Annotated in this window: 10 protein-coding genes; 4 read left to right on the forward strand and 6 right to left on the reverse strand. The window is 51.2% G+C overall.

Going from position 1 to position 14,178, the window contains the following annotated elements; translation table 11 throughout:
* Nucleotides 1-45: 45 nt before the first annotated feature.
* The 3 genes from RLW41_RS19555 to RLW41_RS19565 all read left to right on the forward strand — a co-directional run bounded on the left by RLW41_RS19555 (nucleotide 46) and on the right by RLW41_RS19565 (nucleotide 3,802).
* A complete protein-coding gene (locus RLW41_RS19555; RefSeq protein ID WP_414462570.1) occupies nucleotides 46-1,077 on the forward strand; it encodes a glycosyltransferase family 2 protein in 1,032 nt (343 codons plus the stop codon).
* 119 nt (nucleotides 1,078-1,196) lie between these two features.
* The gene (locus RLW41_RS19560; RefSeq protein ID WP_414462571.1) at nucleotides 1,197-2,636 is read left to right on the forward strand and encodes a glycosyltransferase family 2 protein; all 1,440 of its coding nucleotides are present in this window, start codon (nucleotides 1,197-1,199) and stop codon (nucleotides 2,634-2,636) included.
* A 956-nt stretch (nucleotides 2,637-3,592) separates the two neighbouring features.
* Nucleotides 3,593-3,802, forward strand: coding sequence for a glycosyltransferase family 2 protein (locus tag RLW41_RS19565; protein WP_414464620.1), 210 nt, complete (start codon nucleotides 3,593-3,595; stop codon nucleotides 3,800-3,802).
* Between the two features lie 375 nt (nucleotides 3,803-4,177).
* On the opposite strand, the gene RLW41_RS19570 is transcribed toward RLW41_RS19565, so the two are convergent.
* The 5 genes from RLW41_RS19570 to rfbC form a co-directional block, all read right to left on the reverse strand.
* Complete coding sequence (locus RLW41_RS19570; RefSeq protein WP_414462572.1) at nucleotides 4,178-5,326, reverse strand: hypothetical protein; 1,149 nt, start codon at nucleotides 5,324-5,326, stop codon at nucleotides 4,178-4,180.
* 269 nt (nucleotides 5,327-5,595) lie between these two features.
* On the reverse strand, nucleotides 5,596-6,474 hold the full coding sequence (gene rfbA / locus RLW41_RS19575; protein WP_414462573.1) for a glucose-1-phosphate thymidylyltransferase RfbA: 879 nt from the start codon (nucleotides 6,472-6,474) through the stop codon (nucleotides 5,596-5,598).
* A 5-nt stretch (nucleotides 6,475-6,479) separates the two neighbouring features.
* On the reverse strand, nucleotides 6,480-7,421 hold the full coding sequence (gene rfbD, locus RLW41_RS19580) for a dTDP-4-dehydrorhamnose reductase (protein ID WP_414462574.1): 942 nt from the start codon (nucleotides 7,419-7,421) through the stop codon (nucleotides 6,480-6,482).
* Nucleotides 7,418-8,506, reverse strand: coding sequence for a dTDP-glucose 4,6-dehydratase (gene rfbB, locus RLW41_RS19585; protein ID WP_414462575.1), 1,089 nt, complete (start codon nucleotides 8,504-8,506; stop codon nucleotides 7,418-7,420). The genes rfbD and rfbB overlap by 4 nt, the downstream gene beginning before the upstream one ends.
* Before the next feature lie 25 nt (nucleotides 8,507-8,531).
* Nucleotides 8,532-9,083: a dTDP-4-dehydrorhamnose 3,5-epimerase gene (gene rfbC, locus RLW41_RS19590; protein ID WP_414462576.1), complete on the reverse strand. Its 552-nt coding sequence runs from the start codon at nucleotides 9,081-9,083 to the stop codon at nucleotides 8,532-8,534.
* 1,485 nt (nucleotides 9,084-10,568) lie between these two features.
* Here rfbC and RLW41_RS19595 point away from each other — a divergent pair.
* On the forward strand, nucleotides 10,569-12,278 hold the full coding sequence (locus tag RLW41_RS19595) for a methyltransferase type 11 (protein WP_414462577.1): 1,710 nt from the start codon (nucleotides 10,569-10,571) through the stop codon (nucleotides 12,276-12,278).
* A 417-nt stretch (nucleotides 12,279-12,695) separates the two neighbouring features.
* Here RLW41_RS19595 and RLW41_RS19600 read toward each other — a convergent pair whose 3' ends face one another.
* Entirely contained in the window at nucleotides 12,696-13,862 is a 1,167-nt protein-coding gene (locus tag RLW41_RS19600; RefSeq protein WP_414462578.1) for a sulfotransferase family protein, read from the reverse strand.
* Nucleotides 13,863-14,178 lie beyond the last annotated feature (316 nt).

Below are 14,178 nucleotides of genomic sequence, written 5' to 3' on the forward strand. Positions count from 1 at the left end.
GCTGTGGGAGAGGATTCAAAGCACCAAAGGTGGGATGAGGGTGAGATGAGCAAAATTCTGTCTGTCATTATGCCCGTCTATAATGCGGAGAAATATCTGTCTCAGGCGATTGAAAGTGTTCTTCGGCAGGAACTTCGCGATTTTGAACTCATTTGCATCGACGACGGATCGAGTGATGCTTCCAGTGCTATTTTGAAGAACTTCGAAGATCGCGATTCGCGAGTTCGCGTCATCAGCCGTGGCAAGCTAGGTCTAGTTTCTGCCCTCAATATCGGGCTTGAGAGTGCGACTGCTCCTATCGTCGCCCGCATGGATGCGGACGATGTTTGTTTGCCTGGTCGTCTTGCGCAGCAGATTGAATATTTGGCCCGGCGCCCAGACGTTTGGGTTGTCGGCACGGCGAGGAAATTGATCGACGGTCGCGGTCGCGTGCTGCACACTCCAACTGTTGTGCAGGGAGAAGGAGCGGTTTCGGAAGCGTTGCTTCGCAGCTGTGAACTATGTCACCCGACGGTAATGATGCGCCGCGTGCCTATCTTAAAGCTTGGAGGCTATCGGGAAGCTTTCCGGCATGCCGAAGATTATGATTTGTGGCTTAGGGTAGTGCAGCACGCGAAGGTGGATAATTTGCCATTTGTTGGAATCCTTCATCGGATTCACGGAGCGAGTGTCTCGGAAAAGCATAAAATTCAGCAGCGGGTGTCGGCAGCATTGGCGCAGGCTTGTTATCATTTGAGAATGGCGGGCCATTCCGATCCGGCGAGCTTCTATCGTGGTCCTCCGGATCTTTGGAATGACCGGCTCCTGGATGACCTCATATCTGAACATATTGAATTTTTTCGAGCCACACTCATTCTTCTCGATCCCACGGCTTTGTTTGACGCCAAATTCTCGGCTGTAAAGAAGATCGAGAGTACTTCGCCTCGAATGAAGAAACAAAATAAGAAGCTTTATCAGGAAGCTCTATTGTTCGCTGCGAGCCACCACCGTCGCCTGGACTTCTTCAAGCTGCGTATGTTTGCCAACGCCGTCCGCTTGCATCCCGGAAGATTTGTTAGATTGTCATTTTCTTCATAAATGAGACAGCGCAATTTCCAATCACAAATGGACGCGCGGGCTGATGTCGACCTCGCGGTGCGCTGCGAACAATGACTGCGATCTGGACAATCCGGCCGAGGCATAAGCTCGCGAAGCTGTTGGCCTATATCCGGCATCCGCTCAAATCTTCCAAACGTAAATTGTTTCGCGGACGTCTTGTTGAAGCGATCGAATTTAATGGTTTTCAGCGCAGGCAATTCGCTGGGACCAAGTCGGTTTCGCATTCGGGGCTCCCCCCGAATGCGAAATACGGCATATCGGTTGATGGCGAGCTTCCGGTCTTTCGAGACAAGCGGACGCAAAGGATATCGGTGATTATTCCGAATTATAATCATGCCGCGTTCCTTCGGGAGCGAATACGGTCAATTCTCGACCAGGAAGTAGAACTAAGCGAATTGATAATTTTGGACGATGCATCTACGGACGATAGCCGAAATGTCATTCTTGAAATGACGCGGGACATTTCGGTGCCCGTGAAGCTTGTGTTCAACGAAATGAATTCCGGAAGCATTTTTCGCCAATGGGAGAAGGGATTTGAATTGGCGAAAGGAGATTTAATCTGGCTGTGCGAAAGTGACGATACGTGTGATCCCAGGTTTCTTGGCACGCTTGTTCCATATTTCAGTGATCCGAGCGTGATGATGGCATTCGGCCGGATAGATTCGATCGACAGAGAGGGGATCGTCGTTCCGCAATCAGGTCTCTCGCTCTCTGCATCGAAGTTCTGGGGGGCGCCGATAATCGCGAGTGCCTATTCCTGGTTCAATGGTCCGTTTGGCAACAAGAACGTTGTTGCAAATGTTGGTGGCTGCCTCTTCCGAAGACAGGAGTTCAGTCCGGATATCTTCTCTGAATTGGCTTCTTATAGAATTTGCGGCGACTGGTATCTCTACAGTCGCGTCGCGCGGGGCGGCCGAATTGCCTATGATCCGAATGCAAAGGCTTATTTCAGAGTCCACACGTCAAACAGCTCAAAAGCAAGCTTAAAGAGTGAGAGCTTTTATAATGAACATGTTCGCATCGCCCAAGCTTTAAGAAGGCACTACGAGGTAAATAAATCCGCGATCAGATTATTGTTGCAAAACGCCTGGGCGATATGCGTCGCCAATTTGGGATATGCCGCGGGGCGTGAATTTGCCCAGGGGGGTCTCATTGGCGAAGTCATGAAAACTCCGCGAAATATAAATCATATACTGCTGATTTTGGCGGCGTGTGACGAACATGTTGTTTCCGCAGCGTGCCGTTTGGCTAATACAGTATCGGGACGCGGTGAAGACGTCACCGTTCTGTTAAGCGGAGATGCAACCCTCTTTGATCGCGTGCGCGGATTGCTGTCGCCCTCCGTTTCAATCCTTCCCTCAATCTTTGCCGAGAGGATGGGGCTTTATCCCTTTTTGACTGAGTTCGGAATTACTACGGTCTGGGTCGCTGATAATGAAATCGGAGGCATGGACGGGGCGTGTAGATCTTTGCGGATCCCGTTACTCAGTTCGAGCGCTGAAGGTTTTGATCTTTCGACTGATAGGTTTCGCAAGTGATCTGTCGTCGCAGTCATGCCTTTGTATGGACAGATGCACGCGAAGTTTGTCTTAATCTGGCCGCTACCTTCAACTTCGATCACTTCAATTTGCCGGAGTCGGGCCAAATTCTTGACGCCACCCAATGTGATAATCATCCGCGAGAACGAGCGCCTTAGGAAGCGATATCCAAGCAGACGTTGGACAAGCTGATCCTCAAGGAAACTCTTGCCGCGAGCGGCTCGTGTTGAACACGACCATTCGTGTCCAGATGTCTCGGAGGGTCGCACGTGTCCTGTCGTTGGACAGCCACACGCAACGCAAAGACGGCATTTTTCGAAGCCTGTTAATGAAGCGCATGATTGCCGACATCGTGCGGTTCGTGACGCGGTACTGCCATTACGGTTCGCATCCGCCAGATGCTGGTCGCCGAGGATTGGCGGATCAATGTCAATCTCGTTTACCGGATCTGGCCCGGGAAGAGCCTAAAGTCCCAATAAAATAACCGAAGCAGGGGCCGTCTCATAGGGGCGGAAGAAACTTAGCAATCCCTTTGAAGGGAGCACTACTTTTCTTGATCCTGGACCATGCAGCCTTTCGTGGGTCGGTCACATGTCACGCTTGCATCGTACAAGTGTCTGCCGGATTGGTTTGCTTTGAGGTGTCCGTGACTATTTCGGCCGGAGCACTTAGAGGCATACTCGATAGAGCATTCTACAATGTCGAATTGCGAACTCAAGCACGCAGCCCAAGGCCTCAGCCGACGTTCAGATTTTCGCAAAAACTTGCGAAAGCATCCGCTTTCTTGCGACATCCCCTCAATTCTCGCGAAAGAAAAGCTTATCGTGCGCAAAAGCTCGAAGCATTAGGCAACACGGACGATAGGGTTCTATGCCCGTCCACATACGAACTCCACCGCGACCACACCCACAAGCAGGGAAGCGGCTATAGGAAAATGACCGTTATTCTTGAAGCAGATGTCATCTGTTGTGGTGTGCACATATGATCGCTACAACCTTCTGGATGGTGCGATCGAATCCCTCCTTCGCCAAACGCTTGCTAATTTTAAGATTATCGTTGTTGATAATTTCGCTGGGGTTCAAAAGCACGTGAGACGTATGCTGCAGCAAGGGGCGTCACGTATATCGTGCAGCCTCTGCCAATCCGTTCCCACGCGCGAAACATGAGGTTGCGCAATCTCACAGGAGCGTTTTCAGTATTCTGGATGACGACGCTATCGTGAGACCCGACTGGGCCAGTAAAATTATGACGACTTCAGGTGCTAGTCGAAAGCTGGAGGCGACGACACTATAACGCCGTCAGACCATACTCGTCGCTGAATTATGAGCCGCCAGCAACAGAAGTGATCTTGCCGTCAGCATTTCGGTCTGCACAAAGCGGCGCCTCCGCCAGCCCAGATGGTAGGCAAATGAGGCCGCTGTCTAACTTATACCGTGACGTCGTGATAAGGGCAGAAAAGATCGCCCTGGGCCTTCACTTTTCGCCGCCAACTCCCGGCCTCTTCTCCCTCCAAAAAAAGCCGCGAGCGTTCGGAGACACATTCAATTTCTTACTGAGGAGAGTTCCAAAAGCCTTCCAGATGCTCGTCTCAATCGTTTGAAAAATCGGCTTAACCTGCGTTCCTTGCAACGCGGAGCTTTTCGCAATTGCTGAGTTTCTCGCAATTTTCGATTGGAAGCATCCATCGTGGTGGCTAATCGAATAATCGTTTCACGGAGAATTGGTGAGATGTCTTGGGTCGGAGTCGTTGCAACACTGTTTTTTCGGGACATTTCTGGATCTGGAAACCAATCGTTCGACAAGCGACCACTTAAGTATTTTTCGTTGATTTGTCGGTTAACATCATAGAAGCGTGCTTTGATGGCGGTTCTTTCTTTTTCACTTATCAGCATGTTTAAATCACCGCCTTCCGGAATATGCGAAGAAACAACTGCCCTGAGATTTTCGGCCACTAGCCATTTATCTTCGCATTCGTGAAACTCTGAGAGCGCGAAATTAAGATATCTGAGAACCTCGAGGCGCTGCAAATCGATTGACTGATTAGCATCTTGATCGAACTGCATCGCTGCCGTTTGAATTCCCAGCACATCGCAGAAATCCCGACGAATGTCCCCGCATCTGAGTGCCAAACGTTTATATTCGCGTACGATCAGGTTTTCGTCACCGAATACAGTCCCCCATAAACGGAGAGTTTCTAAATGGTTGAAATATCGGTTTGCTGGGACGACGATGCTAGGATCGAACTCCTGTCTTCCCCCGCACAGGACAAACGTAGACCAAGAGGCCAGAGCAAGATCTGAGGGCTCCCGAATGTAGTAGACGATCTTAATTTCGTCCGCTGGAAGTAAGTTTCGGAGGGCTCTCAACTGTTCGACGTTTTTCAGTCGCGATGAAAAATGCTCGCATGATAATATGGTTGTACAGTTTGTGCCTGCTATCGTTCGCTTTAGGCTAGCAGGCACGAGAGAAAGTGTCGTTCGCCGTTGTCTATCTATGAATCCAACCTTTTGATCTATCAGGGATGCGGCAACGGGAAAATGAGCAGTATGCGAAAAAATTATGTTGTCCGGCTCGCTGGGGTAGTAAAAGCCTTGTGGTGATAACTTCGATGCATTGCGGGTGAGGAACTCTTGAAGGCTCGTTGTGCCCGTCTTCTCGCCTCCAATGTGGACAAATATTTTTCCGCCCATGTTCGCCCCCCCCCTGCTGGGCAAAGGATATAGGCTGTTCGGCTTATTGAAAATTTATTGAAGGGGAGTGTCCACAATTTGTTTTCCGTCTATTCCAGCGAACCGCTTGCGCCACCATGCTTGTGATTATACCAAGGTAGTTTAATTGGCTACTTAGATGACGTACTCGTCATTCGGGCTGTCGTATCGGCTGTTTTAATCAAGTTGTTTGGCCGACAAAACAATCACGGCGATCAACTTGGCGTAGGCCTTGATGGATAAGGATGGGCTTATTCGGCCGTCAGGATGCGTCTTACGTATTCCGCATACGCACTCTTTCCCAAGCGACCGAGCGATGCCGTTACTTCATCCGCTGACAGATAGCCCATTCGAAACGCGATTTCTTCCGGGCACGAAATTTTCAAGCCTTGACGGCGTTCGATCGTTGCAATGTACTCTCCGGCGTCCATCAGGCTCTCAAATGTTCCTGTATCAAGCCAGGCGAAGCCGCGACCCATTTTCTCAACGTGCAGCGCGTTCACATTGAGATAGAGCTCGTTCAACGTCGTGATTTCGAGTTCTCCGCGTGCGGAGGGTTTAACTTTGGAAGCAAGTTCAACCACGCGTTCGTCGTAGAAATAGATGCCCGTCACTGCCCATCTGGACGTCGGCGCTTTCGGTTTTTCAATGATCGTCTGGGCCTTTCCGGTCGCGTCAAACGTAACGACGCCATAGCGTTCAGGATCGGCAACCTCATAGGCAAAGATCGTTGCCCCGTCCTCTCGTGCAGCGGCCGCGCGAAGCAAGGGCCCGAGGCCGTGACCGTAAAAAATGTTGTCGCCCAAAACGAGGGCACAGCGATCGTTACCGATGAATTCCCGGCCGATGATGAATGCCTGTGCGAGCCCTTCGGGCGCCGGCTGGACGGCGTAGCTCAATCGAATTCCGAACTGCTCGCCAGTTCCGAGGAGGTTCTTAAAAAGTGCTTGCTCATGCGGTGTGGTGATGATCAGGATGTCGCGGATGCCGGCGAGCATTAACGTTGAGAGCGGATAGTAGACCATCGGCTTATCGTAGACGGGGAGAAGTTGTTTCGAAAGTGCGAGTGTCAACGGATAAAGACGCGTGCCGCTGCCTCCCGCGAGAATGATTCCTTTTGTGGCGCTCATGCTGATTAGCCGAAATCCTGTTGCAAGCGATGCGATGGTTTTTCATTCCGCCGTCCGATCAAGCGGTCGAGAGCATCGGACAGAGCGTCCTGCCACGGCCGGAGCCGGACACCGTAAACCTTCGCAAGCTTATTGGTCGAAAGCACGGAGTACTTTGGACGTTCCGCCTTGGTCGGATAATCCTTTGTTGTGATCGGGTTGACGGTTGCGTGCGGTGCGCCGCGCTGCGCTGCGCCTTCGACAATTGCCTGCGCGAAACCGCACCACGTAGTTGGAGAGTTATTTACCGCGTGGAATATGCCAAAATTGTTCTGGTCCGAAGGTGACTCGCTTAAACGAGCGATGATCCGGCACACGATGTCTGCTAGATCCGGGGCGTAGGTTGGGTTGCCGTGTTGATCATCGACAACATTAATCGTCGGCCGCTCCCGATTGAGGCGCAGCATGGTCTTCGCAAAATTTGCACCGAACGGACTAAAGACCCAGGCAGTACGCAAAATAACGTGTTGCTGATTGACCTTCGCGATGAGTTGCTCGCCCTCGAGCTTACTTTGACCGTAAATTCCGAGCGGAGAGGTGGCATCGGTCTCGACGTAAGGCATGGCCTTAGTCCCGTCGAACACATAGTCTGTCGAGAAATGAATGATTGGCGCACCAGCTTCGGAGGCAGCTAGGGCCGCCGCTTGCGCGCCTATGGCATTGGCGGCGAACGCCGCTTGAGTTTCGTCTTCCGCCCGATCAACGGCGGTGTAGCCGGCCGCATTGATAACCCATGCCGGTCGGGCCACGCGAATGACCCGCGACACGCTCGACGGATCGCAGAGGTCGACCTCGGGTCGGCCAACTTTTACGACAGTGCGTCCATGCGCAATCAACTGTTCTTCGAGAGATCGTGCGACCTGACCGTTCCGGCCGAGGATAAGAATGGTTGGAGTGTCCGCCGTCACACGGAATTCTCCGCAAGTTCGTCAGCTGTGGTCGACTTAGGGAGTAATCCGAGCCGCGTTCCTGAATAGACATTCTCGCGTAGGGGTTGCCACCACCAGGCGTTGTTCAAATACCAGTCCACGGTCGCTGCAATGCCGGTCTCGAACGTTTTTTCCGCGCACCAGCCAAGTTCGGTTTCGATTTTTGTCGGATCAATCGCGTAGCGCCGATCATGACCTGGCCGGTCCGTGACAAAGGTGATGAGACTTCGCCGCGGCTCGCCATCCGGCATGCGCGCGTCGAGGAGATCGCAAACGCGCTCGACCACGGTCAGGTTCTCCATGGGCGCCCGGCCTCCAACGTTATAGGTCTCGCCAATCCGGCCGCGTTCGAAGACCGTCGTCAAAGCTTTGACGTGATCTTCGACATAAAGCCAGTCGCGCACCTGCCGGCCGTCGCCATAAACGGGCAGCGGCTTTTTCTCCAGCGCGTTGAGCAGAATGAGTGGGATGAGCTTTTCCGGGAAATGAAAGGGACCGTAGTTGTTCGAGCAGTTCGTGATCAGCGTCGGCAACCCGAAGGTCTCCCGCCAGGCGCTAACGAGATGATCTGACGAGGCCTTGCTGGCCGAGTACGGCGATCTTGGATCGTAGGCGGTTGTCTCAGCGAAAAACTCATTCTCGTCGAGAGTGCCAAAGACCTCGTCCGTTGAGACATGCAGGAATCGGAATGCCGCACGGCGCGGCGCGGAGAGATCGCGCCAGTAGTGGCGGGCAGCCTCCAGAAGGACGTGGGTGCCAAGAACATTCGTCTTGATGAATTCTCCGGAGGAGGAAATGGAGCGGTCTACGTGGCTCTCGGCTGCAAGATGCATCACGCCGTCAGGTCGGAAATCGGCAAATGACTGACGCATCGCGGCCATGTCGGTGATGTCGGCTTGCACGAAGCGATAATTTAGTCGGTCGGAGACCGACGCAAGAGACTGCAAATTTGCGGCGTAGGTCAACTTATCGACGTTTAGGACTTCCCATCCCCGATCACGAACGAGATAGCGAACGAGGGCCGAGCCTATGAATCCGGCCCCTCCGGTGATGATGACCCTCATGCTTTCCCCCGAACACAAGTAAAAATTAGAAGACCGCGGCCAGGTCCTTCAACACAGGAAGCACTGCATCTTTCTCCGAGACGACGGCTGCATCTTTGCTTATCGGCCAAGCAATATTCAAGGCCGAGTCCGACCACAAAATTCCACCCTCGGCTTGAGGGGCATAATAACTGGAAACCTTGTAAACAATCTCGGTGTTAGGTTCTAGAGTGCAAAAACCATGCGCGAAGCCGTGCGGAATGAAGATTTGATGGCCATTGTCGGCCGAGAGTTCCACGGCAACATGCTGACCGTAGGTCGAAGATTCGCGCCTGATATCGACAGCCACATCCAAGATGCGTCCGCGACTGACTCGAATGAGCTTTGCCTGCGAATGCGGCGGAATCTGGAAATGCAAGCCGCGAACGGTTCCAACAGTCGTAGATAGTGAAAAGTTGTCTTGGACGAATACGTCTTTGATGTCGGCTTGTTCCAGCGCCTTGGCACTGTAAAGCTCCGTAAAGAACCCTCTTGAATCGTAAAACCGTTTCGGTGCGACTACGAGGGGGCCGGGAATTTTCGAATGGGCGATCTGCATAGGTTGTGATCCTGGGCTTTGTCAATGCAGAGCCTGAAGCAGCATGAAGCAGACTAGTGCTTGATGAGCAATGCTACTGACAACGACTGGTCGCTGTTCGATTGAGGCTTAAAAATTACGATACGGATATTATTTAAAATGGATTCGAAGTTGAGTCGCCTGCCGGGTTTCGCCGGGTTCCGCGCCTTTTTGCGAGCAGGTCGATGCGCCGATAGCCGACGCCCACCGAAGCTTCGGTAAAGGCCGTCCAAATTGTTACGATTCCTTCCCTCCAGGAAATCGGCCAGTACATGCGCCATAAATTCCGTCCGCCCCATTAGCCCACCGAACGCACTATTGATGCCCGATGGCGAAGTTTCAAGAAAAACTGGCCCCGTTCGACGCGCTAGTTCGCCCGCAGAGCTTGCCCAATGGTGAAAGAAGGCTTTTTCGAAGGTGTTTTCGATGCTCGCCTATCTCACGATAAGCCATCCTACGTGAAAGGCGTCGAAGCATAGCTGCCTCCTGCCTGAGGCAAGGAGAACGCTTTTAGAGACCCCGAGGTCACTTGCGCAGGACGGGAATTGCGAACGGACGACCATCACATCCACAGGCGACCCTCCCTTTCATGGCGCCGACGCTGCCACGCGGGCGTTGATAGGGTTCATTTATCGGCGTGCAAAGCAGGAATTGGCGATCTAGCAAGATGCAGTTCTAACACTTTGAGGCTGTTAGAGTTCTAGCAAGTTAGCGGCGGGCGAAATAGGTTTCATCCTAGATTATGCTTGCATTAGTAACGTAAATTTTGCTCAAGTGTTCGGGTATTGACGCTGTGAAAGCCGTCGTGTGGGGCATTGATCGAGGTGACGGAGCTTCGGCGGTCGATGCGCTCCGCGGTTTCTGCTGAGCGGCGCCGAATCAATTGGCTATCGACATTCGTCATCTCTTGCCGTTCAGATCTAATGCTTTGATCGCCGGAACAATGTTAGGGTGGGACCAAGTTGATTTACGTATGATCCGGGCGACTTTAGTAATCTGTAGTGAGCCAAATCGCTTTCGGAGCCCGCAAAATCTTGTCACAAAACCCATTTGTGGTTGTTTGCTTTTGAATTTTATTTTCTGCTCGTCGCTGGTTGCCAAGAGAGCTGTTGCCGGGAAGGCGCTTTTTTCGCGCTGGCATCACAATCTGCGCCTATCGGCAGAAGATCGACCCCACATCACTTGTGAGTCGACGGGTAGGTCGGCGTAAAAGAAGGGGTCAACAGAGAGTGGCCTTAGGACGTTGTCCCATAGGCGCGTGCAAATAAGTCACTGCAGTTCGAAGTGTTTGCTTTTTTTGACCTTTTTTTTGCATGGAACGCGCTGAGAAACTAAAATTGCAGCTGAGGTCTCAAATGCATTCGTCAGCTCCGTGAGGTTTTCCGCCTAAGGCGAGCATGAACTAAGGGCTGGGTTAGCGTTTCTCCAAGGGAATTTGGGCGTCTCTGAATCGAATCCTAAAAATAAATGAAAAGCGATTACAAAATCTACCGACTGAAGCTTAAGCTTAGAGCCTTGTGGCGTCATCCATTAAATGCCGAGAAACGAAAGGCATACCGCAAAGCCAGGAAAAGCGAATATTTAGCTTGGGAAGCGCCGCTGCTGCGCTCCGGCAGTATTTATCGAGTCGGGATAATCACGACAAGACACACCCAATTTGTTGGGCACCTTTTGTCCAAGCATTTGTCCAGTCTAAATTTTCGGACTTTTCAGATGCCAGAGTATTCTGGAGAAGACGATTGTGACCTGTATTTTGTCGTCTGTCCGCAGATGTTCGAGCATTTGCCACCCCCGTCAAAAACAATTGCCTTTCAGATGGAGCAATCCGTATCTTCTCGTTGGTTTACGGCGAAATATATCGACATTCTGCGAAGCTGCCTTGCAGTGGCGGAATATTCGATGGTCAATATTTCCGCGCTAGACAAGTTCGGAATATCACATCCGCAGCTCTTTTATATTCCGCTCGGCCCAATTGATAACTATTCGTCGTTTCTAGGCGAGGAGGGCTTCGATATCGCCAAGAAATATGACGTTCTATTTTATGGCGACGACAAAGTCGACCGGCGTCGAAAAATATTAGATGCTCTCGCGAAGGAATTTCGAATCCATATTTTGAATGATACCTTTGGTAAAGATCTCCGCGATGCGGTCCGCGCATCCAAAGTAGTAGTAAATATCCATTACTACGAAGGTGCATTGCTTGAGAGTACGCGTATATTTGAGGCTTTGTCGCTTGGATGTCAGGTTGTTTCTGAAGTAGGCTTTGATCAGGAAGATTACCCCGAATTAAATGAACGTGTCCGGTTCGTCGAACCTGGGGATGTTGAGGCGTTGATTGTGAACATTCGAGAGGCCCTAAGAGGCTTCTCCCACGCGGATGTGTCTTCTAGAAACAATGCGATTAGTGCAGAGGAGACCAACTTTCGATTTCATTTAACCCGGCTGCTGCTTGCCATGCGTATTATCTCGTATGACGTTTTTTGGGATGCTAATGAGGCGTATCGTCTTCCTTCCGCGCGATTGGCTTTGAGTTTGCCCGAGACTTTTCGTAGACGGGCTGAATTTCGCAGAACCCATCCTGATGATTTTGCCTTCGACGGGCTGCGCGCGGTTCCTGCCTGGGTTGGGTGCGCATTAAGCTATAAGTTTTTGGCAGCAAAGGCGCTCCAGCAAAACTTCAAAATGCTTACTGTTTTTGAGGACGATGCTGTATTTCGCAATCAACGAGAAGGCGATCTCGAATGCATAATGCGTCATCTTGAAGAGGTGGATTGGGATTTCTTCTGCGGGTTGATAGCCGATCTTCACCAAGATACGAAAGTGGTTCAAGTGACTTCGATTGATGGATTAACGCTTGTGACTCTCGATAGAATGGTTAGCATGGTGTACAACATCTATTCTAAGAGAGCGTTGCAGATTTTATCGAAATGGGATCCATCCAACGGCGATGTCTCAATAAATACGATAGATAGATTTATTGAACGACAGCAGTCTTTGCGCGTGGTTACCGTGGTTCCATTCATTGTTGATCACAGAGATGATAGCGTTTCTACGTTATGGTCGTTTTCCAACGCCCAATATCGAACGCTCATTGATAAAAGTGAGGCATTACTCCGTGAGAAAATTGCTGATTTTTCGGAAATGAGCGGCGTAAATACTGAAGAAGCGGACGGCTGAATTTGGAAACCTGTTGGTGGGCCGGCAAAAAGCATTGAGCCAGCGTTTTCGAGTTTGATGGCAAGCTGGGGTGGCTAATACCTTAAGGCAGGATATTCGGGTTGGGGTTGAATCAGGCATCAATCCGAAGAGTGCAAACGAAAAAAGTGATGCGAACCGACTTTGGCTCCGTGCCTTACTCCGCAACCAGAGTGATCGGCGCGCCAAAGAAGCGCTCTCCAAAGATTTTGCTTGGCCGAGCACTGCATCAAACTGGCGCTTATGCCCCAGCCAGGACAGACGCAGGCGAGCCCCTAGAGGTGGTAAACTATACGATAGCTGCCGTCGGCTTAATCGTGCTTTCCGTTAATACGGCAGGTAGCGGAGCTTGTCGAAGCTGAGCCGAAAAAATTTTAAAAAAGCCGGCACTTTAAACATCTAATCGCTTCGTCTGCCCTCCTTTGTCAAAAGGTGTGTCATTGGCTTGAAAAGATTACGCCTCACTTTTCGAAGCCATGTTTTGCGACGGTCCACCCTCCGCTGGAGCGAGGTTATCTCGTCTCTGTGACTTTGAAGCATATCTTCATAATGTGATATCGTGGTTTTGTCATGAAGCGTGCTATTGTTGAGTTTCTCAATTGCAGCTTCGAAAGTACGCTGTTTTTCGGCAAGCAATCCTACCAGCACAGGCTGGAGATCATTGAATTGTCGCCGTATTTGATCGAGGGTTTGCAACGCATTTTTGGAATACGGATTATGCTGGAGGGTAAGCATTGTTTCGTACGTTTGTGTCAGCCAATTGAACGCATTTTCATGTAAATAGAGGTCTTCGGTCGAATACAGATGATGTCGTCTCTCCGACGCAAGGAATTCTTGAACTCTCGTATCGATTTCATCAGGGCTATTGGGCCAATTGACGCGCAACCGTCGAGACAAAAATGCCAATGTCTCGCGCCAATTTGAAAGTAAGCTGTCGTAAGAAATTATGGCTCGCGGAATGTCTCTTGTCGCGATTTCCGCGTCCAATACATGGCGCAACCATAGAAGCGAAGAGTGGTAGTGCATTGTCTCAGCAGGTCCCAAATCACCGCGCGTTCGGAGAGAGTCGGCAATTTCAAGTGGGTTGCGAAGTGGTAGGATAATACGAACATCATACCTAGCTTTGTCCAGCGCTTCCAAGAAGAACGGCGTGAAGCGGCAGATTCGCGGCTCTTTCAGTACAATCAGTTCTCCGTCACCGTAGTCATCTTCTAAATGTCTTACGATGTCGCTTTTGATTTGCTGACGTCTGGAAAGAGGCAGAGTGCCCCAGTCGATCGTCCGCCAGTCACTCCAGTGCGAATTGAGTTCCTGCAGCAACTCGTCGTGATAACTTGCGAGGCGCGCGGGTTCCCAGTGGCCAAGTTCATTGCCGACACCTGCGCCGATGAGACAATTGGGTAGTTTGGCGCCAGCTATATTAAGAACGCGCGTCAGCGCGCTTGTACCGGATCGATGCATTCCGAGAACCAGAATGCAAACGCGTTTTGATTGCGATGAAACTTGATCTTCTTGGGGGGGCAGGTTTGTCCTACAGGAATTCCCAAAAAGTTGCGCGTTTGTCAACGCCGTCTCCTATGCAACAAAGAGTCAAAAGCTTTGGAGCTGGTCTACCCCCTATGACTTTGCGGCCGCAAGGTGCGGAAGTGCCAATATCAACACCCACGGTCGGCTATGCGAAAGTTTTTAACACGTTGCGCTTGTCTGGTATTCAAATCAAGATCTGCACCGGCTGCGATCTCCACATGCTATTGGACGCATAGCGTCCGCCTTAATACGGCGCGATCCGTAGCACCTATTACTGGGAGGCTGCAGATGGAGCGGCGTGAGCCGATAATCCAGTTATTGCCGAAAGGGCGGGAACATAAAAATTACGGCAGTT

Source organism: Hyphomicrobium sp. DY-1 (assembly GCF_047497105.1).
In the GTDB taxonomy this organism is placed as follows: domain Bacteria; phylum Pseudomonadota; class Alphaproteobacteria; order Rhizobiales; family Hyphomicrobiaceae; genus Hyphomicrobium_B.